Origin of the sequence: Hydrocarboniphaga sp., assembly GCF_965279055.1 — a bacterium.
GTDB lineage: Bacteria > Pseudomonadota > Gammaproteobacteria > Nevskiales > Nevskiaceae > Hydrocarboniphaga.
This window is the reverse complement of record NZ_OZ257125.1, coordinates 1,673,486-1,697,078: the sequence shown is the minus strand read 5'-3', so window position 1 is coordinate 1,697,078 and position 23,593 is coordinate 1,673,486. Positions and strand designations below refer to the sequence as shown.

The following is a 23,593-nucleotide window of genomic DNA, read 5'->3' as shown; positions in this document are numbered from 1 at the left end:
CGCTACTGCGGCCGCGACGGCGGCTGCAGATAGCCGATCGCATTCTGCTTGCGAGTGATCAGGTTGCGCAGCTCCCACTGGTCGTGCAGATCGGTTTCGCGCAGATAACGTGTCTCGCCGCCGCTCTGCACCGCCACCGGCACGCCGTCCTCGAACACGATGCGGTTGCCCGGCAGCCGCGCGACCTTGTCGCCCGGCACCAGGATGCCGACCAGGTTCAGCGGATCGCCGGCGCCGATGCAGACGCGCTCGATCGTGCCGCTCTTCGGCTGTGCGTCGGCGTAGCGCTTCAGCGCGCCGGCGGCTTCGATCAGCGCGAACTGCTCGCCTGAAAATCCGCTGACGAAACGGCCACCGCGGATTTCGCCGCGCGCTTCCAGGCGGCGATACACATAGTGCAGTTCGCGCCACGGCGGCAGATCAGCCTCGCGCTCTAGCAGCTTGCGGAACACCACGCCGTAGCGGCGCAGCAGCACGCGCGCGATGTGCTCGACGCGCGGATCGGCCAGCGAGGACGCCGACTCCTCCGCAACCGGGCGCCGCGGCCGCGTCAGCGACCAGCGCCCGGCGTCGTCGAAAGCGACATCGTTGCGGCCGAAGCGGCGACGCAGGCGATCGCGCTTGTCCGAGCTCAGGGTCAAGGCGCGCAGGCCGGCGAAGGAATCGCAGGTCGCCAGGCCGGCGCTGACCAGCTCGCCCAGCGCGTCGCCGACTTCGGCATTGAGCAGGCCACTGTCCTGCGCGAGTTCGTCGTAGAAGCTGGCGCCGTTGGCTTTCAGCGCGTCGAGCAGGCGGTCGGCGCGCGAAGACAGCGGACGTTCGGCGTCTTCGCCGTCAGGGCTGGTTTCCACGGCTCGACGCTGCGACCAGTAACCCAGGAATTCACGCTCGCACAGCAGGATCGGCGTGCTGCGCACCGGGCCGCCGCGACGGCGCGGGACGTCGGCATTTTCGACGATCGGCCTTTGCCAGACGACGCGCCCGCTGCTGCAGACGCGGTCGAGCATCGCCGGCGCATAGGCCTCGATGCGCGACGGCAGCAAATCGTCTTCCCAGGCGCCGGCCGGCGCGGCGAAACCTTCGAGCTGCTGCAGCGCCGCGATCAGGCCGCCATCGCCCTGATGGCGCGCCTCGACATTGCTGCCTTGCAAGCGGTGCCAGCCGAACAGAAAGCGCATGAACTGCGACGGCGCGACCGGCTGCGCTTCGGCGCGCTGGCGATCGCGGGTGTAGCGATGGATACGGGCGAGGAGCCGGCGGTCGCACCACTCCAAGGCGCCGGGCGCGGTGAAGCTGCCGCTCATCACCGCGCCTTCGGCTTCGAGCTGCAGCAGCGCGGCTTGCGTGGCTTGCAAATCGTGCAGCGGTGCAGCGAGTGCTGCGGCGGTTACCGGGCCCAGCAGTTCGAGGCGGCTGCGCAGGATTTCGCGCAAGGCGTCTTCTGCCGCGGGTTGATCGCGGCTGACGGCGCGGATCGCGGGCTCTGCTTTGGCATGCGGCAGCGCCGCGCGGAATTCGTGCAGCCGTTCGGCAGCAACCCACAGGCCCTGACTTTCCGCCTCTGTAGGAGCGGACCCTGTCCGCGACCGATCCAGCGCGGCGCCATCATCGTCGCGGACAGGGTCCGCTCCTACAGGAACAAGCCTCAGGCGCGTTACGCGAGCTTGCACGACCAGCTCGTCCAGCCATTGACGCGCCACCGCCGGCAGCTCGGCGCCAGTCAGAAACGCATGCACGCACAGCGCGTCGTGCAGCTCGTCGGCGCTGCGGAATTCCGGCCAGGCTTCGGCGCGCACGCGATCGACCGCGGCCAGATCGAGGCGACCGAGATCGGCGGCGGTCTGCACGTCGAGCAGCGGCTGCATCGCCAGCGCACGGGTGCGGCGTTCTTCGGCGGCGCCATCATCGAGGAAGGCATAGGGCCGCGCATTCAGCACGGCCTGCGACAACGGCGAAGGCGCCGCAAGATCACAACACACCACCTGGATTTCGCCCGCCTCCATGCGCGCCAGCACGCGCTCGAAACCTTCGACGTCCATGGTGTCGTGCAGGCAATCGTCGAGCGTCTGCTGCACCAGCGGATGATTCGGGATTTCGCGCTCGCCCACCAGGTTCTCGGCGCAGGCGACCTGGTCGGGGAACACCAAGGTCAACAAATCTTCCGAGTCCGAACGCTGGAACTGCGGCGGCACGCGCTTGCCGCCGTTCATGCGGCGGATGCCGAGCGCGACGGTGGCGTTCCAGCGCCAGCGCGTGCCGAACATCGGCGCGTCCAGCAGCGCCTGGATCAGCACTTCGCGCGCGGTCGCGGACTTCAGGTAATGCTGGACCGTGTCCAGCGGAAAGCTGTGCGTGGGTCCCAGTGACAGCACGATGCTGTCTTCCAGCGCGCTGGCCTGCAGCTCGAAGTTGAAGGTGCGGCAGAAGCGCTTGCGCAGCGCCAGCCCCCAGGCCCGATTGACGCGCGAACCGAACGGCGAATGGATCACCAGATGGGTGTCGCCGACTTCGTCGAAGAAGCGCTCGAACACCACGGTATTCGCATTCGGCAGCACGCCGAGCATCGCCAGCGCCGCGCCCCAGTATTCGCTGAGCTGTTGGGCGGCCGATGCCGGCAGGCCGAGTTCGTCGATCAGCCAGCGCGTGCAGACTTCGGCGCTGATCGCGAGCTTCTGCTGCGCCTGTTCGCTCAGGTCGGACACCGCGACGCTGAGCTCGTCGCTGCGCCCCGGGACTTCGCCGAACCAGAACGGAATCGTCGGCGGCTGGCCTTTCGCATCCTCGACCAGCACGCGCGAGGTCTCGATTTTCAGCATGCGATACGAAGTGTTGCCGAGCTGGAAGATGTCGCCCGGGAGGCTCTCGAACGCGAAATCCTCGTTGAGCGTGCCGACCCGATGACCGTCGGGCTGCAGCACCACTTCGTAGTCGAACTGGTCCGGAATCGTGCCGGCGTTGAGCACCGCGGCGAGCTTCGCTCCAGGCCGCGCGCGCAGCCGGCGATTCACCGCATCCAGATGCAGGTAGGCGCCGCGACGGCCGCGCCGCGTGGTGTAGCCGTCGCTCAGCATCTGTACGACCTGCTCGAACGTCTCCAGCGTCAGTTCGCGATAGGGATCGGCGCGGCGATAACGCGCATACAGCTCGTCGATGCCCCATTCGCCGCAGCCGATCTCGGCGACGATCTGCTGCGCGAGCACGTCGAGCGGGCGTCGCGGCAGGCGGATCCTGTCCAGTTCGCCGCGCTGCACCGCATGAAGCAGCGCGGTGCATTCGAGCAGGTCGTCGGTGGTCAGCGGAAACAGCCGGCCTTTCGGAATCGCGCCGATGGCGTGGCCGGCACGACCGACACGCTGCAAAAACGCGTTGATCGCGCGCGGCGAACCGAGCTGGCAGACCAGGTCGATGTCGCCGATGTCGATGCCGAGTTCCAGCGAGCTGGTCGCGACCAGCACTTTCAGATTGCCGCTCTTGAGTCGCTGCTCGGCGTTCAGGCGATGTTCGCGCGACAGGCTGCCGTGATGCGAGGTCACGTGCGCCTCGCCGATACGCTCGGCCAGATGACGCGCGGTGCGCTCGGCGATGCGGCGCTGGTTGACGAAGATCAGGGTCGTGCTGTGCGCTTGCACCAGCTCGGCGAGGCGATCATAAGTCTCGCCCCAGACTTCGCCGGCCATCACCGGCGTCAGCGGCGAGCGCGGCACTTCCATCGCGATGTCGCGCTGGCGCACGTGGCCGGTGTCGACGATGTGCACCGGCTCGTCGCGATTGCCGATCAGATACTGCGCCATCGCGGCCAGCGGCTTCACCGTCGCCGACAGGCCGATGCGCGTCGGCAGCCCGGCGCCTTCGCTGGCGCACAGGGCATCCAGCCTTTCCAGCGTCAGCATCAGATGCGCGCCGCGTTTGCCGCCGGCAACCGCATGAAGCTCGTCGACGATCACGCTGCGCACGGCGCCGAGCATGTTGCGGCCGGCCTGCGAGGTCATCAGGATGAACAGCGACTCCGGCGTCGTCACCAGGATGTGCGGCGGCACTTTTTTCATGCGCTCGCGCTCGAACACCGGCGTGTCGCCGGTGCGCACCGCGTCGCGGATGCCGACATCCGGCAGGCCCAGCGCCGCGAGTTGTTCGCGTATGCCGGCCAGCGGTTCCTGCAGGTTTTTCTGGATGTCGTTGCTGAGCGCTTTCAGCGGCGACACGTAAAGCACGTAGACGCGATCGGCCAGCGGCGCTTCGAGACCGTCGACGACCAGATCGTTGATCGCCGACAGGAACGCGGCCAGCGTCTTGCCCGAGCCGGTGGGCGCGGCGATCAGCGCGTGCTGCCGTTGCGAGGTCACCGCCCAGGCGCGCTGCTGGATTTCGGTCGCCTGGCCGAAGCGACTCTTTAGCCAGCCGGACACCGCCGGGTGGAACGGCCCTTCCCTGTCCTGCCGCGCTTGCTGGCCGGAGAGATCGAGACGGATTTGCATGGCCTTATTATCGCACCGCCCGCCCGGCACCGGAGGCGCCGACGATGCCTGCTTCGAAGTCTGCTGACAGTTCCATGTTCCCCGCCCTGTTCCGCTCGACGATGCCCAGTCCGATCGGCGAGCTGATGCTGCTCGCCGACGAAACCGGGCTGACCGGCCTGCATATGGAATATCGACGGCATCCGCCGGCCGAGCAGACCTGGCGCGCTGACGAGCCCCGCTTCGTTGAAGCCAAGGCACAGCTGAGTGCTTTTTTTGCCGGCGAATTGCGCGAATTCAAGCTGCCGCTGGCCGCGGTCGGCACGCCGTTCCAGCGCAAGGTCTGGGACGCGCTGATGCAGATTCCCTACGGCGAGACGATCAGCTACGGCGAGCTGGCGCGGCGCCTGGGCGACGTCAAGGCGTCACGCGCGGTAGGGCTCGCCAACGGCAGGAACCCGATCTCGATCATCGTGCCCTGCCATCGCGTGATCGGCGCCAGCGGCGACCTCACCGGCTATGGCGGCGGCATCGAGCGCAAGCGCTGGTTGCTGGATCACGAGGCCAAGCCGTTCCGGCTTCTGTAGCCCGGGTGAAACCCGGGATGGGCACGCGACCGCTCCCGGCTTTCACCCGGGCTACGTCATGTCCTTGAACCAGCGCCATAGCGTGGTGCGCGATACGCCGAGGTGCGTGGCGAGTGCTTCGCGCTGGCCGCCGGCCGCGGCAAGACCGGCAATCAGCTCGGCGTCGCTGGGGCGCGAAATGCGCAGCGGCTTGGGGGCTGACGAAATAGCTGCAGAAGACGCAGTTTGCGCCAGCGCCGGAATCGCCTGCACCACCGGCGCCAGTTCCGGCGCGCAGCGCAGCAGCAGCGGACGGGTCAGCGCCGACAGCGGCGACTGCGCATGCGCCAGCACGGCGATGCGGTCGGCCAGGTTGCGCAGCTCGCGGATATTGCCGGGCCAGGTGTGGGCCTGGAGCAGCGCCAGGCCGGGCGCGTCGACGATCATCGCGCCGGCGCCGGCTGCGCGCAGGAAACTCATCAGCAGCAGCGGAATGTCCTCGGCGCGCTCACGCAACGGCATCAGCGCGATGCGCAGTACGTTGAGGCGGTAGTACAGGTCGCGCCGGAAGCGGCCGTCGGAGGCAAGCCGATCCAGCTCGACATGCGTCGCCGCGACCACGCGCACGTCGACCGGCGTGACGCGGCTCGCGCCGACGCGCGTGATCTCGCGCTCCTCGAGCACGCGCAGCAGGCGCGTCTGCAAGGCCAGTGGCATTTCGCCGATTTCGTCGAGGAACAGCGTGCCGCCGTTGGCGGCTTCGATCAGTCCGGTGCGGCCGCCGCGGCGGCTGCCGGTGAACGCGCCTTCGTCATAGCCGAACAACTCGGATTCCAGCAGCGACTCGGCGATGGCGCCGCAGTTGACCGCAACGAAGGGCTTGCCGCGACGCGGGCTGGCGCCGTGCAGCGCCTGCGCCACCAGCTCCTTGCCGGTGCCGGTTTCGCCGGTGATCAGCACGGTGCGCTCGCTGGCGCCGTAAAGCGCCACCTGCTCGCGCAGCGCTATTGCCGATTCACTGTTGCCAAGCAGGCGACGCAGGCTGAACTTGGCGTCCGCCGCCAGCGCCGGCGGCGCGCTGCGCGCCGGACCGCCGCGCGCGCTGCCGAGCATCCGCGCCAGGTCGATCGCCTGCTCGAAGGACTTGCGCACCGAATCCGCCGAATACATCAGGATGCCGGCGACGCCGGCTTTCTCGGCGAGCTCGACGACGAAGCCGGTGCCGACGATCGCGCCGCAGCCGAGCGCGACCAGCTCGGTGACGATGTCGCGCGCCTCTTCGGTATTGCTGTAGCGGCGGTGTTCGATGTCCAGCCCGAACTGCTGCTTGAACGCGGCGAAGGCCGGCAGATCGGCGCCGTAACTGATGAAGCCGATGCGCCCCGAATAGCGTCGCGCGCGCGCCAGGGCCTGCATCAGGTCGAAGCCGTCGGGCTGGATCAGCACCACCGGCTTGTCGATGCGATGGCGCAGATATTCGCCGTTGGAACCAGCCGACAGCAGCACGTCGCAGTCTTCGGTACGCAGGCGCTCGCGGATCACCGTCACCGCTTCCTCGAAGCCGAGGTTGAGCGTGTCGATATGCGCGCGGCCATCGAATTCCGGGGTCAGGTCGCGCAGCAGGCCGGACAGCCGGGTCACGCTGACGGTCCAGATGCTCGGCAGGTTGCTGTCGGCGTTTCGCATGTTGCAGATTATGTTTCATTGAACGTTGCGATGCATCCATGAAACATCCGCAATCCGAACCTCAAAACTAAATACGATTTACTTCAATTACTTACGCCGTCGCACCGGCTGGCACGACCCTTGATCGCCTGGACGCGTCCGCATCCCACCAGGAGCAAAGCCATGACCCAGTCCGCCGGCGCCCGATTCCGCGCTGCCCTCGCCGCCGAAAAACCGCTGCAGGTGATCGGCGCGATCAACGCCAATCACGCGCTGCTGGCCAAGCGCGCCGGCTTCAAGGCGATCTACCTGTCCGGCGGCGGCGTCGCGGCCGGCTCGCTGGGCCTGCCGGACCTGGGCATCAACACGATGGACGACGTGCTCACCGACACGCGCCGCATCACCGACGTCTGCGACCTGCCGCTGATGGTCGACATCGACACCGGCTTCGGCGCCAGCGCGTTCAACATCGAGCGCACCGTCAAGGCGCTGATCAAGGCCGGCGCCGCCGCCTGCCATATCGAGGATCAGGTTGGCGCCAAGCGCTGCGGCCATCGTCCGGGCAAGGAGATCGTGTCCAAGGACGAAATGGTCGACCGCGTGAAGGCCGCCGCCAATGCCAAGACCGATCCGGATTTCTTCCTGATCGCGCGCACCGACGCGATCCAGGTCGAGGGCGTCGATCTGGCGATCGAACGCGCCATCGCCTGCGTCGAAGCCGGCGCCGACGGCATCTTCGCCGAGGCCGCCTACGACCTGCCGACCTACAAGCGCTTCGTCGACGCGGTGAAGGTGCCGGTGCTCGCCAACATCACCGAATTCGGTGCGACGCCGCTGTTCACGCGCGAGGAACTGGCTTCGGTCGGCGTCGGCATCCAGCTGTATCCGCTGTCGGCATTCCGCGCGGCCAACAAGGCCGCCGAGGCGGTCTACACCTCGATCCGCAACAACGGCCATCAGAAAGACGTGATCGAACTGATGCAGACGCGCAACGAGCTCTACGACCGCATCGGCTATCACGCCTTCGAGAGCAAGCTCGATGCGCTGTTTGCGGCCAAGAAGAAATAGCTTTTGTTGTGAACCCTTCTCCCTCCGGGAGAAGGTGGCGCGAAGCGCCGGATGAGGGACTTGCAGAATGCAAACTGGCTTCTAACTCAGACGCCCTCACCCTAACCCTCTCCCGGAGGGAGAGGGGATTTTCGAAGTGCCGTTGGAATCGACACCAAAACGCGAATTCAAGACTTAGGAGATTCAAATGAGCGATACCCCTGCACCCGCCGCTGGCGCCTTCAAGCCGAAAAAATCCGTCGCGCTGTCCGGCACCGCCGCCGGCAACACCGCGCTGTGCACCGTCGGCCGTAGCGGCAACGATCTGCACTATCGCGGCTACGACATCCTCGATGTCGCCGCGCAGTGCGAGTTCGAAGAAATCGCCCACCTGCTGGTTCACGGAAAGCTGCCGACCGCGGCCGAACTGAAGGCCTACAAGACCAAGCTGAAATCGCTGCGCGGCATTCCGGCCGCGGTGAAAACCGCGCTGGAACAGCTGCCGCCGTCGTCGCACCCGATGGACGTGATGCGCACCGGCGTGTCGGTGCTCGGCTGCGTCAAGCCGGAGAAGGACGACCACAACCATGCCGGCGCGCGCGACATCGCCGACAAGCTGATGGCCAGCCTCGGCTCGATGCTGCTGTACTGGTACCACTTCGCCTACAACGGCAACATGATCGACGTCGAAACCGACGACGATTCCATCGGCGGACACTTCCTGCACCTGCTGCATCAGGAAAAGCCGAAAGAAAGCTGGGTCAAGGCGATGCACACCTCGCTGGTGCTGTACGCCGAGCACGAGTTCAATGCGAGCACGTTCACCTCGCGCGTGATCGCCGGCACCGGCTCGGACATGTACAGCTGCATCGCCGGCGGCATTGGCGCGCTGCGCGGCCCCAAGCACGGTGGCGCCAACGAAGTCGCCTTTGAAATCCAGAAGCGCTACGACACGCCCGATGAAGCCGAGGCCGACATCAAGGCGCGCGTCGAGAAGAAGGAAGTCGTGATCGGCTTCGGTCACCCGGTCTACACGATCAGCGATCCGCGCAACAAGGTGATCAAGGAAGTGGCCAAGGATCTGTCGGTCGAAGCCGGCAGCACCAAGATGTACGACATTGCCGAGCGCCTGGAAACGGTGATGTGGGACATCAAGAAAATGTTCCCGAACCTCGACTGGTTCAGCGCCGTCAGCTACCACGTGATGGGTGTGCCCACCGACATGTTCACGCCGCTGTTCGTGATCGCGCGCACATCCGGCTGGAGCGCGCATGTGATCGAACAGCGCATCGACGGCAAGATCATCCGCCCGAGCGCGAACTACGTCGGGCCGGAAGATCTCAAGTTTGTGCCCCTAAAGGACCGCAAATAATACGCATCCGACTGTAGGAGCGGACCCTGTCCGCGATTGTGTCAATGACGGCCCAGTCGCGGACAGGGTCCGCTCCTACAACAGCAGCAAGATCATCATTTTCTGCCGTGAGACAAATGAACACAGCCAACCGCAAACCCCTGCCAGGCACCACGCTCGAGTACTACGACGCGCGTGCCGCCGTCGACGCGATCAAGCCCGGCGCCTACGACAAGCTGCCCTACACCTCGCGCGTCAAGGCCGAAAACCTGGTGCGCAAGGCCGACCCGAAGATGCTCGATGCCTATCTGGGCCAGCTGATCGAGCGCAAGCGCGATCTGGATTTCCCCTGGTTTCCGGTACGCGTGGTCTGCCACGACATTCTCGGCCAGACCGCGCTGGTGGATCTCGCCGGCCTGCGTGACGCGATCGCCGACATGGGCGGTGATCCGGCGAAAGTGAATCCGGTGGTGCCGGTGCAGCTGATCGTCGACCACTCGCTGGCGGTGGAATACGGCGGCTTCGACAAGGATGCGTTCGCGAAGAACCGCGCGGTGGAGGACCGCCGCAACGAAGACCGCTTCCACTTCATCGACTGGACCAAGAAAGCGTTCAAGAACATGGAAGTGATTCCGTCCGGCAACGGCATCATGCATCAGATCAATCTGGAGCGGATGTCGCCGGTCATTTACACCAAGGATGGCGTCGCGTTTCCGGATACCTGCGTGGGCACCGACAGCCATACGCCGCACGTCGATGCGCTCGGCGTGATCGCGATCGGCGTCGGCGGCCTGGAAGCCGAGAACGTGATGCTCGGCCGCGCCTCGTGGATGCGTCTGCCGGAAATCACCGGCGTCGAACTCAGCGGCAAACCGCAGCCCGGCATTACCGCCACCGACGTGGTGCTCGCCCTGACCGAATTCCTGCGCAAGGAAAAAGTCGTCGGCGCCTATCTTGAATTCTACGGCGAAGGCGCGAGCGCGCTGACGCTCGGCGATCGCGCGACCATCTCCAACATGGCGCCGGAATATGGCGCCACCGCGGCGATGTTCTTCATCGACCAGAACACGCTGGACTATCTGCGTCTGACCGGCCGCGAAGAGTCGCAGATCAAGCTGGTCGAAACCTACGCCAAGCACACCGGCCTGTGGGCCGACGCGCTGAAAACTGCTGAATACGAGCGCGTTTTGAAGTTCGATCTGAGCAGCGTCGTGCGCAACATGGCCGGCCCGAGCAACCCGCACAAGCGACTGCCGACCTCGGCTCTGGCCGAACGCGGCATCGCCGCGCCGTGGGAGCTGCCGGCCGACGGCAAGATGCCGGACGGTGCGGTGATCATCGCCGCGATTACCAGCTGCACCAACACCAGCAACCCGCGCAACGTCATCGCCGCCGGCCTGCTCGCACGCAATGCGAATGCGAAAGGCCTGACGCGCAAGCCCTGGGTGAAGTCTTCGCTGGCGCCCGGCTCCAAGGCCGTGCAGCTGTATCTGGAAGAAGCCAAGCTGCTGCCGGAGCTGGAGTCGCTGGGCTTTGGCATCGTCGCGTTCGCCTGCACCACCTGTAACGGCATGAGCGGTGCTCTCGATCCCGTGATCCAGCAGGAGATCATCGACCGGGATCTATATGCCACCGCCGTGCTCAGCGGCAATCGCAACTTCGACGGCCGCATTCATCCGTATGCGAAGCAGGCCTTCCTCGCCTCGCCGCCGCTGGTGGTCGCCTACGCCATCGCCGGAACGGTGCGCTTCGACATCGAGAAGGACGTGCTGGGCCTCGACCAGAACGGCAAGGAAGTACGCCTGATCGATATCTGGCCGGACGACGCGGAAATCGACGCGGTGATCGCCAAGAGCGTGAAGCCGGAATTTTTCCGCCAGATCTACGATCCGATGTTTACCTTCAAGGTCATCGAGGACAAGGTCAGCCCGCTGTACGACTGGCGCCCGATGAGCACCTACATCCGCCGCCCGCCGTACTGGGACAAGGAAGGCCAGGGCGCGCTGGCCGCGCGGCCGCGCACGCTCAAGGGCATGCGCCCGCTGGCGGTGCTGCCGGACAACATCACCACCGATCACCTGTCGCCGTCGAACGCGATCATGATGGACAGCGCGGCCGGCGCCTACCTGCACAAGATGGGACTGCCGGAAGAGGACTTCAACTCCTACGCCACGCATCGCGGCGATCACCTCACCGCGCAGCGCGCGACCTTCGCCAATCCGCAGCTGATCAACGAAATGGCGATCGTCGACGGCAAGGTGAAGAAGGGTTCGCTGGCGCGCGTCGAGCCGGAAGGCAAGCTCATGCGCATGTGGGAAGGCATCGAAACCTACATGGACCGCGGCCAGCCGCTGATCATCATCGCCGGCGCCGACTACGGCCAGGGCAGCTCGCGTGACTGGGCCGCCAAGGGCGTGCGACTGGCCGGCGTGGAAGCGATCGTCGCCGAAGGCTTCGAGCGCATCCATCGCACCAACCTGATCGGCATGGGCGTGCTGCCGCTGGAATTCAAACCCGGCCAGAACCGCAACACCTTCGGCATCGACGGCACCGAAACCTACGACGTCGTCGGCAAGCTGACGCCGCGCGCCAGCCTGACCGTGGTGTTCACGCGCAAGAACGGCGAGAAGGTCGAGATCCCGGTGACCTGCCGCCTGGATTCGGACGAAGAGGTTTCGGTGTACGAGGCCGGCGGCGTGCTGCAGCGGTTTGCGGTGGATTTTCTGGCGCAGACGAAGGCGGCTTGATTTAGCTGTCATTCCCGCGAAGGCGGGAATCCAGTGGAGTATGAACTGCTGCTCGGTTCTGGAGCACTGGATTCCTGCCTACCCGGGAATGACGACTTTGTAGCTACGACGTGAATGAGCTACTACGTCTACATACTGGCCAGTCGTCGCAACGGAACACTGTATGTTGGTGTCACCAACGATCTCATTCGTCGCGTCTGGGAACACAGGAACAACGTTGTTGAAGGCTTCACAAAAAAGTACGTCGTCCATGACCTCGTATGGTTCGAGCCGGCCGAAGATCCCATTGCCGCGATTGCCCGCGAGAAACAGATCAAGAAATGGAACCGTGCCTGGAAACTGAAGCTGATAGAAGCCTCGAACCCGGACTGGAACGATCTGTACGACGAGCTGATCCGATGACCGATCCCTGCAGCACGATGTCACGTCCGTGCAGTCGGACATCCAGGGAAATCGCAAAGGCCGCTCAAGCATCAAGAACTGGATTCCCGCCTTCGCGGGAATGACTGCAACAACACGCAACTCGGAGAGCATCACCATGCCTCACGTCCCCCAAATCAAAATCCCCGCCACCTACATGCGCGGCGGCACCAGCAAGGGCGTTTTCTTCAAGCTCGGCGATTTGCCCGAAGCGGCACAGAAGGCCGGCCAGGCGCGCGACAAGCTGCTGCTGCGCGTGATCGGCTCGCCCGATCCCTATGGCGCGCAGATCGACGGCATGGGCGGTGCGACCTCGTCGACCTCCAAGACCGTGATCCTGGCCAAAAGCAGCAAGGCCGATCACGACGTCGACTACATGTTCGGCCAGGTGTCGATCGACAAGGCCTTCGTCGACTGGTCCGGCAACTGCGGCAACCTGACCGCCGCCGTCGGCTCGTTCGCGATCAGCAACGGCATGGTCGACGCATCGCGCATTCCGCAGAACGGCCATTGCGTGGTGCGCATCTGGCAGACGCAGATCAACAAGACCATCATCGCGCACGTGCCGATTACAAACGGCCAGGTGCAGGAAACCGGCGACTTCGAACTCGACGGCGTCACCTTCCCGGCCGCCGAAGTGCAGATCGAGTTCCTCGATCCGGCCGAGGAAGGCGACGAAGGCGGCTCGATGTTTCCTACCGGCAACCTGGTCGACGATCTCGACGTGCCCGGCGTCGGCACGCTGAAGGCGACGATGATCAACGCCGGCATCCCGACCGTGTTCATCAATGCCGAGGAAGTCGGCTATACCGGCACCGAGCTGCGCGAGGCGATCAACAGCGATCCGAAAGCGCTGGCGAAGTTCGAGACGATCCGTGCCTACGGCGCGCTGCGCATGGGCCTGATCAAGGACGTCTCCGAGGCGGCCAAGCGCCAGCACACGCCGAAAGTCGCGTTCGTCGCCAAACCCGCGCCCTACACGTCTTCCAGCGGCAAATCGGTGAGTGCAGACGAGATCGACCTCAACGTGCGAGCGCTGTCGATGGGCAAGCTGCATCACGCGATGATGGGCACCGCGGCAGTGGCGATCGGCACGGCCGCCGCGATCCCCGGCACGCTGGTCAACCTCGCGGCCGGCGGCGGCGAGCGCCAGGCGGTGCGCTTCGGCCATCCGTCCGGCAGCTTGCGCGTCGGCGCACAGGCAGTGCTGGAAAACGGCGCCTGGGTGGTGAAGAAGGCGATCATGTCGCGCAGCGCACGCGTGCTGATGGAAGGCTGGGTGCGCGTGCCGGGCGATTCGTTCTGAGCCGGTTCAGTAATCCAGGTTGATCACGCTGATCACCTGGGTGCTGTCGCCCAGGGTCACGCCCACCGGATTCGAAATCTTGAGTTTGAACGTCTCGGTACTTTCGGACTTCTTCTTGTCGTAGGGCACGGTGATCTGAATGGCGTACCAGAGCCAGCCGGCCTCAAGCACGGCAGTTCCGCTACTGGCGATGTAGTCGCCGGACGCGGCGGTCGCAGTGCCGTCCGCCGTGCTCCAGTCCACCGACACCGAATGATTCAACGGCCCATTGAGGTTGATGAAAAAGGTACGGCCAGTGCTCTCGTCCATTGACGTGTCCGCTTCGAGCGATGCAGTCGGCAGCTCGATTTTCACCAGCAGATCCTCGACTTCGCCATCGACGGCCGGACCTGCCGGCGATGCCGTACCGGCGCTGCTCAGACGAAACCGCGCGTAGCTATTGCCCGGCAGCGCGTCGGCAGGCACCGGCAAGCTGAAGTCGTTGAGGCCTTCGTGCACACCCAGCGCCGTCAAGACGCGCTCGCCCGAATCGTTCCAGTCGCCGTCGCGGTTCCAGTCGATCCAGGCATCGAGCCTTGCCGCGCTGCCGTGAACTTCGGCCGTGACGGCAACACTCTCGCCGGTGATCAGCGGCCCGTTGAGCACCACGCCGTCATCGTCGTCGACATCGTTGACATCGTCGCCCGAGGCGGATTTCTGCAATTGTGCGTCAGCCTCGGTGTCCTTCAGCGCACCCAGCATCAACGCCGATGCCGCGTGGCGCGCGCCGTCACTGGACAGCGTGCTCGGATAGGACTTCGGCGCATCACCGAAGTCGATACCGTCCTCAACCAGCCCGAACATATAGCCCGGCGCTGGCGTCTCGGCGTAGCCGCCCGCATGTGAAATACCGACCAGCACCCGCCGATTGCGCATCGCGGTGCTGCGCCCGAGACCGTAGTACTCGCTGCTACGCTGTCCCTGCGACAGCTGCGTGCTGCGCCTCCAACCAGCCGCTGCTGCGTCGTATTGGAACACGTAGACCACCGGCCCCGCATACGGGCTCGAAGAGTCTCGTTTGTCAGCGCTGACCAGTAGCACACCGTCGTCGACCGTCAGCGCATCGCCGAAACGGTAGCCGGCGCCATCGGCGTTGCCGACGTAGAGTTCCTCATTCAGCGTCCATGCGCTGGCATCGGCGCTGGCGTCGTAAACATAGACAGCGCCGCCCGGGTAATTGGTCGACCAGGGCGTCAGCGCCTGCGGCGCACCGATGAACAGCTGGCGGCCGTCGAAAGCCAACGCAGAGCCAAACAGCGACGGCACGGTCGCATTGGGCGTCACCACATGCGCGATCTTTTTGTACTGCCCGGAGCCCTGTCGGCGATAGACCCAGACACCGGTTTTTTTCTCGGGATATCCCGCAGTGCCGGGCTCGCCGATCATCAGCAGATCGTCGCGCATCATGATCGAATAGCCGAACTGGGCGCGCCTGGACGGCGTCGGCGACACCAACTTCTGCAGCAGGCTCCATGCACCCGAGGCGGTGTCGCGCTTGAACAGGTAGACCGCGCCCGCGCCTTCCTGAACCGCGGAATCTTCCAGCGGTGCGCCGACCACGGCGATATCGCCGGACAAGGCGACACTGAAGCCGAAACCGTTGGCCAGGCTGGCATCGGGCGATGTCAGCAAGGCGCTCTGCGCCCATTGATACGGTGCCGTCTGCCTGTCAAAAAGATAGGCCGTGCCACTGCCGTACTGGCCCGCGCCCACCAGCAGCCGATCGCCCTCCACCTCGAGCGAGGTGCCGAAGCAGGCCTTGGCGAGCGGCACCGCGGCCGACAGCGCGGGACCGGCGACCCACTGCTGGCTGTCGGCGTCCAGCGCAAAAAAATGCAGCGTGCCAGCGCCGTCGATCTCGCCGACTTTCTGGCTCGGCGCGGCGACGATCGCCGTGTCGCCATCCCAGGCCACTCCGGCCGGCACGCATTCTCCGTCCGGCGGGCCCAGCGGCAACTCGACGTAGTCGTTGACCTGCAGCGTGCCCGGCATGGGTTCGGCATCTGCGGCGGCCATCGTCAGCAGCAACAGCGATGAGAGCAAGAACTTGGCGCCTGAGCTTACGGCAGGATTCATCGGGGCGACCGCGGGCTGGATTGCGAATACCGATCGGCAGCGAAAGCCGTGCCATGGCCGCGCCGGCGCGTGCACCGGTTCGCGATCAGCCGACCAAGGGCAGCGCGTTGCCAGGATTACCGGTCCAGCGAATTCCCGATACGCCACCCCCGGCAAAGAAAAGCCCGGACGCCGTAGGACGTCCGGGCTTGTTTTGCTCTAGCGGCTAGGCGCTACGACGCCGCCGCAGCCAGGCCATCGCGGCCAGCGGCAACAGCAGCGCGCCACCGAGCGCACCGCCGCCACCACCACCATTGCCGCCGCCGTCACCACCACCGCTGCCGCCGTCGCCACCGGTTGCCGGCGCCGGTTCGAACAGCGTGAAGTCTTCGGTGACGCCGGTCAGGTCGGTACTGTCGCGCGCCGGCGAAACCGCGGCCGGGCCGGCACCGATCGCCGAGAAGCCGTTGGCACAGGCGGCGTAGTCGATCGCGTTGCCGCTGGCCTTGGCGACACCAATGACCGCGTCACGCGCTTCGGTATACGTGGCGTCGGCCGGCGTCATCTTCAGGCCGCCGATGATGTAGTCCTTCATGCGCGTCTGCTTCTCGGTGAACGTGCCGTTGTTGGCCGTGTAGAGAATGCCGGCGTAGCAGTTCCACATCATGTTTGCCCAGAGTTCACCGGCGTTGTGCACTTCCGAGTTGCTGGCACCGGCGCCGCCGTCGGGCGTCGCCACGCCATCGGAAATATGCTTGAACGTGAACGCATTCTTGTTCTTGTCGGTGGAGTACGGCGCGCGACGGATGCCGTTGTAGAAGTTGTCGACGACGTAGCCGGCCAGGCCGTAAGCGCCCTGCCAGTGGTCGTTGCCGACGGCCTTGGTGTCGTCCTCGCGCACCGAGATCATCAGCGCGTCGATGTCACCCCAGCCTTCGCTCATCGCGCCGGACTGCTGGTTGCTCGAGTCGGTCAGACGGTGGTGCACGTAGTGGAAGAACTCGTGGCCGACGATCTGGTTGTCGAGCGTGCCGTCGCGGTCGGTCGATTCGCTGCGCAGCATGTGCATCGTCACCGCCGTGCCGGCGGCCAGCTGCGCCTTGAGCAGATCGCCGGCGTCCTTGCGGATCATCACCGACGGAATCTGGTAGGCCATGTCGGTCGGGCTTTCCGGGACCGGCACGACCGGGATGTCGGCGTTGCCCATCGTGATCGGATCGGCGTCGACGTTGTTGACGACGATCATGCCGGCGGCGCCGGAAATCGTGGCGAACTGCGCCTTGGTGGTGAAGTTGCAGCTGCCGCGGTCGATCAGGATGATCTTGCCGGCAGCGGCGAGCTGCGGCGTGCCCGGCAGCGACGGAATCACGCCCAGGCCGGTCGGATCGGGGATCGTCAGACCGCAGCCGTCGGTATCGGAATCACCGCCGCCATCGGAAGCCAGCACCGCCTCGGCGGTCACGTCGAAAGCGCCGGGGCCGAAGCTGGCGCCGGTGAACTTCAGCGGCGCGCCGGGGGTCGGCAGCGTCTGACGGATTTCGCCGTTCAGCGGGCCATCGAACAGGTACTGCTGCATCGTCGGCGAACTGCCGTCGGCCGGCGTCGACATGTTGGCGTTGTTGCGGCCGGAACCGTCCTGGCCCTGCGCCGTGATGGCGTCGCCTTCTTCACCACCGCGACCATAGTTGCTGGTCTGGGCGTTGCCGGAGGCTTCGTCGAAGCCGTGGTCGTACCACCAGTCGTGCAGCCAGTTGTTCAGATAGAACAGGCTGATGACGGCGCCGCCCTTGGCCGCGTCGGTGGTCGGATCACCATCCGGCTCGGCGGTGTAGTCGAACATGTGATCGGACGACGGAGCGGCGCGATAGTCACCGAGCGCGTCCGGATCGCAGGTGTTCAGCGGCGTCGACAGGATGCCGTCGATGAAGGTGTCGTTGAGATCCAGGCAGGCGTCGACGTTGTTGCCGGTGGTGGCGGTGGCGTCGTCGGTCAGCCAGGCGTCCTTGGTACTGATCGGGCCATAGGACAGCGTGACCAGGTTCGGGCCGGACGGGTTGGCCACGCGCGGCAGCGTCGCCGATTTGTTGGTCGACGGGAACGGCGTGTAGCCATTGCCCAGCGGCATGTCGAACAGCTGGTACGGCGGCGTGGTGTCCGCATACATGCGATAGGTGAACGGCTTGGAGGTCGCGCCCGGCGCGACTTCGTTGGCCTTCAGGTTGTAGCGGTGCAGGATGCTGCCGTCGACCGCCGACACCATCAGCGCGTAGGCGCCGAGGCTGCGATCGACACGCGCCTTGGAAAACAGCTCGACGTAGTAGGCCGGCAGCAGCTTGCCGTTGGCGGCGTAGTACATCTTGCGCACGCGCGGCTCGCGCTCGAACACGTGGCTGCCGACCAGCGGCTGCAGCAGCGAGAACAGCTGATACTCGCCCCTGGTTTCCTTCAGCGTCAGCGCCAGCGGGCTGAGCACGCCGCCGAGGCCGCCCCAGGCCTTGGAGATTGCCTGCTGGGCGCTCAGCGTGAAGCTGGTCGACGGCGTGGTGTAGTCGGTGGCGAAATAACCCGACACGGCGACCGGCCTGTTGTCCTTGTCGAGCAGCACGTTGAGGTAGCGGTGGAACACTTCGATGCCGTTGACGCGCTGGCGCAGGCGTACGACCGCCGGGCCCTTGCCGTTGTACTGCGCGTTGGCGACGCTGGCGTCGTCGATCATCGCATCGGTGAGCTTCAGCAGGCTGGCTTCGCTGCGCAGGTAGCTGCGCGCGCGGGCAACCAGCAGCTCCTTGGTGCTGCTCAGCGCACCGACCGCGATCGGCGCCGCATCGGTCTTGGCCCACAGGAAGGTCGGCACGCCGAGCGTGCGATCGAACTGCGCCGACTGGATGCGGCCTTCAAAGCCGGCGGTCGGAATCGGCAGGCTTCTGGACGCCGTCTGCTTGAGGAACGTATCGAAGTTCAGCAGATAGCTGCTGCGCTCCGGATCGGCGGCGCGGACCGGCGCCTTGTAAGCCGCATGCGCGATGACCGAACTGGCCGTGGAATCGGCCGCGGCAACCGCCGTCGACGCCGCTATCAATACCGAAGACAACAACACCCCTGCGTGAATCCGCATACCCGCTCCCGATTGGGTCATCGACCCGTAAATAGAATGGCACCCGAACGGCCGCCGGCTAGTAACCGGTGGACCTTTGTAGGATTTAACCTACCGCATCCTGACGACCGCGTCGCATGGGATTTTTTACCTACGAAATCGGATTTCCACTCAGCTACAAGCCATCCCCACGCCCACCCTTAGCCTTGCGCCAGGGTGACACCTACACGGCCCAGTTTTCGATCCTAAGTCCGGGCACGCGGGAAAACTCACGTTCATTGTTGGTCACCAACACGGCGTTTTCGGCCAGTGCGTGTGCCGCGATCAGCAAGTCCATGTTTCCGATCGGCGTGCCCTGCTTCTCCAGCTGCGCACGCAGACTGGCGTATTCGCGGCTCGCTGCGTCGGTCCAGCTGCGCAGGCTGAAACCGGCCAGCCACCGCTCCAGCCATTGCGACAGCCGCTCCGAACCGCGCTTTTCGACGCCATAGCGCAGTTCTGCCGCGACGACTACCGAAATGAAGACCGACTCCGGCTTGAGTCTCGACAGGGGTGCCAGCACCGACTGCGGCTGGCGCCGCAGGATGTAACTGCAGATGTTGGTGTCGAGCGTCGTGGCCGTCACGATTCGGACTCGTCGAACCAGTCGCGATGTTGAGGCGGCGCATCGCCGCGGTCGCGCAGATAGTCGTCCGGAAAGGGCTCGGCGACGTCGTAATAGGCCTTGAGCGACTCCGCCAGATTGCCGGGCTTGGGCCGCAGGATCACCGCGTCGCCCCGCCGCTCGATCAACACTTCGTGGCCGTCGAAGCGGAACTCGGCCGGCAATCGGACCGCCTGGCTACGGCCATTCTTGAACAGCTTCGCGGTCTTCATCGCGGTCATGAGTCCTCCTGCGAGACAGGACTATACCAACGATATATATCACGAACTCGCCCGCTAGGGACACGCCGCTGGCGTACCGGCGATCTCGAACGCGCTGCTGCTGCCTTGGTACGGCGTCGGCGGCGCGTCCTCCGACAGACGATACACGCCGTCGTGGCGCAGTCGATAGGTACCGGGCGACGCGTTCGCCGGAATCTTCCACAGCAGCTGCGCGGTTGAGGCGCCGGAGCGATGCGCGAGCGTATTGAACAGATTGGAGTCGACGTTCCAGACGAAGCTCAGCTCGGGATCGCGATCGGCCGCGACCACGTCCCAGCCGCCGCTCGCATTGAGCTTTTCGGCATAGGCGTACGAGCCCATCGGCTTCAGGTCGTTGCCCGGATAACCGGCGACGAAGCTGACGTCGACGCTCTGGCCCTGCACGTAACGTGGCAGCGCGTCGGTGACGGTCTTGCCGAACTCGGCTTGCGCATCGGTGGTGATCGGTGACGGCACACCAGTGCTCAGCACCGGCGCGGCGATGCCGGCAGGCGCCTCGACACCCTGCGCCAGGGTCAAGGCGAGCCGGCGCGACTCCTGCTGCGCGGCGGCGAGCTGCCACGGCCCGGCGATGGTCGAGGCGCCCTCGTACATCTGCGCGGTGTATTCCTCGCGCGTCGCCATGTATTCGAGGTATTCGTTGGACAGGCCGGCGATGACCACGGTGTCGACGCCGACCGGGGCGAGCGCGTCGAGCACGGTCTTGCGCAGCCGCCGGCCGGCCATCGTCGTCGCCTCCCAGGGAATGCCGAGGATCGCCAGGTTGCCGATGCGGAAGATCTGGAACGGCACCGGGTTGTTGCTGGCGCCGACCGTCACCGGCTTCTCCAGCTGGCAGCCGTACTGCGGCTGCAGCTGCGTGGCCAGGCACAGCGCCGGCGCGGCGACGGTGTAGGCGGCGACGCCGTTGAAAGGCACGGAAACCGGCATGTTGTTCTGCTGCACGACCAGCGCGTTGGTGCCGTTGTAATAGCCGTTGTACTGCGTGCGCACGTCGTTGAAATACGCCACCGGCGCGTCGGCTATGCAGGCATAGCCGGCGGCGCCGAAGTCGATGCCGTTGACGCCGCCGGCAAACTGGCTGACGCCGAACGCCGAGGAGCAGGTGCTCTTGGTGCCCGCGTAGAGCGAGGCCGGCAGATCCGGATAGCTCAGGCCGGTGGCGATCACCGGGTCGGTGATTTCATTCGCGGTGAAATCGGCATAGAAGAAGCGGTAGTCGACCGGCCCGCTGAGTGCCGTGCCCTGCGCGAATTGCCTGAGCGCCTGCGCCAGCTGCTTGGTGCCGGAGCCCGCGGTCGCCTCCTGCATGCCGTGCCGGTAGCCGGCGTCGGCGAATTCGTAAGGATCGTTGGTGCCGGCGCGATACCGGTAAGGCACGCCCTGCCCCGGCCCGTTGCCGCCGTTCATGTCCTTATCGAAGATGAAGTTGTCGGCGATCGCGTCGCCCTCGTCGGTCTGCGCGAACGCGGCGACGAAGTTGTCGGTGCCGCTGGCCACACCACCGGCGTCGGCGAGGTATTGGGTCTTCATCAGCTTCTCGAAACCCAGCGAGGCATAGCCCTTGTTGTCGCTGGAAATCAGCAGATCGTGATTGCCCATCGACGTCGGATGCACCGCGAACCAGTTGATCACGCCGGCGACGCTGCCGTTGTCGCGCACCAGGTTGAGCTGCACGAAACGCTTGTCCGTGTTCACTTCACGGCGCTGCTGGTCCTTGTACTGCGCGCGTTCGCCCGGCGAATTCTGCACGTAGGCCGGCGGATCGCGATTGATGTTGGCATTCAGCAGCTGGCCGACCGACAGCCTGATGCGCGCGGTCTCCGGATGCGCTTCGAGGTTCGCGTGCGCGCGGCGGATCGCCTGAACGATGCCGTCGACGATGGCGGTGAAGTTGTCGTCGTCGTAGTTGGGATTGCTGATCAGCAGGCTTTCGACATAGACCAGCGCCTCGTTCAGCGGCCCCGGCAAGGTCGAGGACAGATCCGGCAGCACTTCGAGGCCGAAGCCGCCGCCGGCGGAATGCGTATGCGTCGCCGACAGCATCACGTTGTGGCCGTCGTAGTGCGGGCCGAGCACCGGATCGGCGGCGATCTTCTTCAGCACTTCCTGGCGGGTCAGCGCCGACGTCGCCTGCAGGTCCTGCGACACGAACACCACGCGCTTGCCATTGCACGGCGACTCGATCGCGAACGCGCGCGCGAACAGCCGCGTGTGGATGCCGATCGGCACCTGCGTCGGCAGCACATTGCCGAACAGGTCGGCGTGGCCGGTGGGATTGCCGCCGATCGGACCGGTGGTGTCGTAGAGCCCGCTGCCGAAACGGTAGCGGTCGTTGCCCTTGCAGCTGCCCGCCGGCTGCGGGCCGGCGTCGGCGATCGGCATCTCGATCGCGCTGGCCGCGTCGGGCTGGTGGGTCTTGGTGTATTGAACACCATCGACGACCAGATCCGGCGTCGTGCCGACCTGCAACCGCGGGCTGTCGATCACGCAGGCCGCGCCTTCGGGGAGCTTGGCGGTTCCGCCGTCGGCGCCGGATTGCGGCGCATTGGCACCGCCGCAAGCGGCCAGCAACAGCATCATCACGACCGACATCGACCAGCGCATGTCTCATTCCCCCGAACGAACCGAGGTCGATGCTAAGCATCGAAGCGATCAGCGTCGCCGGGAAAAACAGCTCAGCGTTTGATCAACCCGGCACCTGTAGGAGCGGATCCTATCCGCGACTGTGCCGTCGCAGCCTCAGTCGCGGATAGGATCCGCTCCTACAGGCTCAGGCTCAAACGATCGCCAGCGCCTTGAACCGCCCCGGCTCGATCTGCGCGTCGCCCGCGCCCCACCAGCGGCCGAGCACCGCGTTGTAGACGCAGCGATAGTCCGTCGTCGCCGGCACGTCGCCGTCGTCGAGCTTCGCCAGCTGCGGCGCGGCGCCGTACAGCCCGCCCTTGACCGCGCCGCCGAGCACGAAGTGCGGTGCCGCCTTGCCGTGGTCGGTGCCGCCGCTGGCGTTCTGCTGCGCGCGTCGGCCGAACTCCGAGTAGGTGACGATCAGGGTGTCGTTCCAGATGCCGGCCGCGGTGAACGCGCGGCGCAGCGCCGCCATCGTGTCGCCGAACTGCTGCAGCAATCCGTCCTGGCGCGCGCGCTGCTGCACGTGCGTGTCGAAGCCGGTCAGCGCGATCTTGACGATCGGCGTCGCCGGATTGCCGATCAGCAAGCCGGCGGCCTCTTTCGCATCGCGGCCGAAAGCGCCCTTGGGGAAATCGCCGAGCGGCGCCGGCCGGTTCAGACTCAGCTCGTGACCGGCGGTCTGGATGTCGCGCTGCACCGCCAGAATATGTTTCAGCGCCGGGTTCTGCGATGCCGACTGCAGCGCCTCGACACCCTGCGCCTCGTTGACGAAGCTGCCGGTGTCGCCCATGACCACCGGCTCCATGTCGGCGCCGCTGGCGGGCTTGGGATTGCGCCCGATCACCACCGCGTCGGCGCCGAAGCGGCGCCTAAAACGGCGCTCGACGTCGAGCCGCGACAGCCAGCCGTCGTTGCCGATCTTGTCGGAATCGGTCGCGGTGTCCCAGATTTCGATCGAGCGAAAATGCGAGCGGTTGGCCTGCGCGTAGCCCAGGCCCTGCACCACCGCGAGTTCCTTCGCGGCGAACATCGGCATCAGCGACGCCAGCGCCGGGTTGAAGCCGACCTGCCCGTCGAGCTGCAGCACCTGATCGCGCGCAATCGCCAGCTGCGGCCGCAGCTGCGCGTACAGCGGGTCGGCATAGGGAATCACCGTGTTCAGGCCGTCGTTGCCGCCGTTGAGCTCGATCAGCAGCAGCCGGCGCACCGGCGCCGCGTCTTCGGCATGGCCTCGCGGCACGCCCAGCGCCAGTGGCGTCATCGCGGCGGCCTGCAGCAGCGTGCGTCGTTTCAT

General features: G+C 65.7%; 14 protein-coding genes. 6 read left to right on the top strand and 8 right to left on the bottom strand.

Translation table 11 applies throughout. The annotated features are described in order from the left end of the window. Positions 1-2: 2 nt before the first annotated feature. Positions 3-4,475, bottom strand: coding sequence for a DEAD/DEAH box helicase (locus ACQZF9_RS07745; RefSeq protein WP_428312667.1), 4,473 nt, complete (start codon positions 4,473-4,475; stop codon positions 3-5). A 74-nt stretch (positions 4,476-4,549) separates the two neighbouring features. On the opposite strand from ACQZF9_RS07745, the gene ACQZF9_RS07740 reads away from it, so the two are divergent. Continuing rightward, the gene (locus ACQZF9_RS07740) at positions 4,550-5,041 is read left to right on the top strand and encodes a methylated-DNA--[protein]-cysteine S-methyltransferase (protein ID WP_428312666.1); all 492 of its coding nucleotides are present in this window, start codon (positions 4,550-4,552) and stop codon (positions 5,039-5,041) included. 51 nt (positions 5,042-5,092) lie between these two features. Here the strand turns inward: ACQZF9_RS07740 and prpR are convergent, their stop codons facing one another. Further along, complete coding sequence (gene prpR, locus ACQZF9_RS07735; RefSeq protein ID WP_428312665.1) at positions 5,093-6,706, bottom strand: propionate catabolism operon regulatory protein PrpR; 1,614 nt, start codon at positions 6,704-6,706, stop codon at positions 5,093-5,095. 162 nt (positions 6,707-6,868) lie between these two features. On the opposite strand from prpR, the gene prpB reads away from it, so the two are divergent. The 5 genes from prpB to prpF all read left to right on the top strand — a co-directional run bounded on the left by prpB (position 6,869) and on the right by prpF (position 13,556). Further along, on the top strand, positions 6,869-7,753 hold the full coding sequence (prpB, locus tag ACQZF9_RS07730) for a methylisocitrate lyase (RefSeq protein ID WP_428312664.1): 885 nt from the start codon (positions 6,869-6,871) through the stop codon (positions 7,751-7,753). A 187-nt stretch (positions 7,754-7,940) separates the two neighbouring features. Beyond that, positions 7,941-9,104 (top strand): bifunctional 2-methylcitrate synthase/citrate synthase, encoded by a 1,164-nt coding sequence (prpC, locus tag ACQZF9_RS07725; RefSeq protein WP_428312663.1) that lies wholly within the window; start codon positions 7,941-7,943, stop codon positions 9,102-9,104. Between the two features lie 116 nt (positions 9,105-9,220). Beyond that, positions 9,221-11,830, top strand: coding sequence for a Fe/S-dependent 2-methylisocitrate dehydratase AcnD (acnD, locus tag ACQZF9_RS07720; protein ID WP_428312662.1), 2,610 nt, complete (start codon positions 9,221-9,223; stop codon positions 11,828-11,830). A 114-nt stretch (positions 11,831-11,944) separates the two neighbouring features. After that, complete coding sequence (locus ACQZF9_RS07715) at positions 11,945-12,232, top strand: GIY-YIG nuclease family protein (RefSeq protein WP_428312661.1); 288 nt, start codon at positions 11,945-11,947, stop codon at positions 12,230-12,232. Positions 12,233-12,368: 136 nt separating this feature from the next. After that, a complete protein-coding gene (gene prpF / locus ACQZF9_RS07710; RefSeq protein WP_428312660.1) occupies positions 12,369-13,556 on the top strand; it encodes a 2-methylaconitate cis-trans isomerase PrpF in 1,188 nt (395 codons plus the stop codon). A gap of 6 nt (positions 13,557-13,562) precedes the next feature. Here the strand turns inward: prpF and ACQZF9_RS07705 are convergent, their stop codons facing one another. From ACQZF9_RS07705 to ACQZF9_RS07680, 6 genes are all read right to left on the bottom strand, one after another. After that, positions 13,563-15,638 (bottom strand): GEVED domain-containing protein, encoded by a 2,076-nt coding sequence (locus ACQZF9_RS07705; RefSeq protein WP_428312659.1) that lies wholly within the window; start codon positions 15,636-15,638, stop codon positions 13,563-13,565. A 238-nt stretch (positions 15,639-15,876) separates the two neighbouring features. Continuing rightward, positions 15,877-18,765: a M36 family metallopeptidase gene (locus ACQZF9_RS07700; RefSeq protein ID WP_428312658.1), complete on the bottom strand. Its 2,889-nt coding sequence runs from the start codon at positions 18,763-18,765 to the stop codon at positions 15,877-15,879. Between the two features lie 202 nt (positions 18,766-18,967). Beyond that, positions 18,968-19,369: a type II toxin-antitoxin system tRNA(fMet)-specific endonuclease VapC gene (gene vapC, locus ACQZF9_RS07695; RefSeq protein WP_428312657.1), complete on the bottom strand. Its 402-nt coding sequence runs from the start codon at positions 19,367-19,369 to the stop codon at positions 18,968-18,970. Further along, the gene (locus tag ACQZF9_RS07690; protein WP_428312656.1) at positions 19,366-19,629 is read right to left on the bottom strand and encodes an antitoxin; all 264 of its coding nucleotides are present in this window, start codon (positions 19,627-19,629) and stop codon (positions 19,366-19,368) included. The genes vapC and ACQZF9_RS07690 overlap by 4 nt, the downstream gene beginning before the upstream one ends. Before the next feature lie 54 nt (positions 19,630-19,683). Continuing rightward, on the bottom strand, positions 19,684-22,275 hold the full coding sequence (locus ACQZF9_RS07685; protein ID WP_428312655.1) for a neutral/alkaline non-lysosomal ceramidase N-terminal domain-containing protein: 2,592 nt from the start codon (positions 22,273-22,275) through the stop codon (positions 19,684-19,686). 172 nt (positions 22,276-22,447) lie between these two features. Then, positions 22,448-23,593: a DUF1501 domain-containing protein gene (locus tag ACQZF9_RS07680; protein WP_428312654.1), complete on the bottom strand. Its 1,146-nt coding sequence runs from the start codon at positions 23,591-23,593 to the stop codon at positions 22,448-22,450.

Excerpts from the sequence above, each read along its gene's own strand:
- acnD (WP_428312662.1), top strand. The coding sequence starts at position 9,221 with ATGAACACAGCCAACCGCAAACCCCTGCCAGGCACCACGCTCGAGTAC.
- prpB (WP_428312664.1), top strand. The coding sequence starts at position 6,869 with ATGACCCAGTCCGCCGGCGCCCGATTCCGCGCTGCCCTCGCCGCCGAA.
- ACQZF9_RS07715 (WP_428312661.1), top strand. The coding sequence starts at position 11,945 with ATGAGCTACTACGTCTACATACTGGCCAGTCGTCGCAACGGAACACTG.
- ACQZF9_RS07745 (WP_428312667.1), bottom strand. The coding sequence starts at position 4,475 with ATGCAAATCCGTCTCGATCTCTCCGGCCAGCAAGCGCGGCAGGACAGG.
- prpC (WP_428312663.1), top strand. The coding sequence starts at position 7,941 with ATGAGCGATACCCCTGCACCCGCCGCTGGCGCCTTCAAGCCGAAAAAA.
- ACQZF9_RS07740 (WP_428312666.1), top strand. The coding sequence starts at position 4,550 with ATGTTCCCCGCCCTGTTCCGCTCGACGATGCCCAGTCCGATCGGCGAG.
- ACQZF9_RS07685 (WP_428312655.1), bottom strand. The coding sequence starts at position 22,275 with ATGCGCTGGTCGATGTCGGTCGTGATGATGCTGTTGCTGGCCGCTTGC.
- ACQZF9_RS07680 (WP_428312654.1), bottom strand. The coding sequence starts at position 23,593 with ATGAAACGACGCACGCTGCTGCAGGCCGCCGCGATGACGCCACTGGCG.
- prpR (WP_428312665.1), bottom strand. The coding sequence starts at position 6,706 with ATGCGAAACGCCGACAGCAACCTGCCGAGCATCTGGACCGTCAGCGTG.
- prpF (WP_428312660.1), top strand. The coding sequence starts at position 12,369 with ATGCCTCACGTCCCCCAAATCAAAATCCCCGCCACCTACATGCGCGGC.
- ACQZF9_RS07690 (WP_428312656.1), bottom strand. The coding sequence starts at position 19,629 with ATGACCGCGATGAAGACCGCGAAGCTGTTCAAGAATGGCCGTAGCCAG.
- ACQZF9_RS07700 (WP_428312658.1), bottom strand. The coding sequence starts at position 18,765 with ATGCGGATTCACGCAGGGGTGTTGTTGTCTTCGGTATTGATAGCGGCG.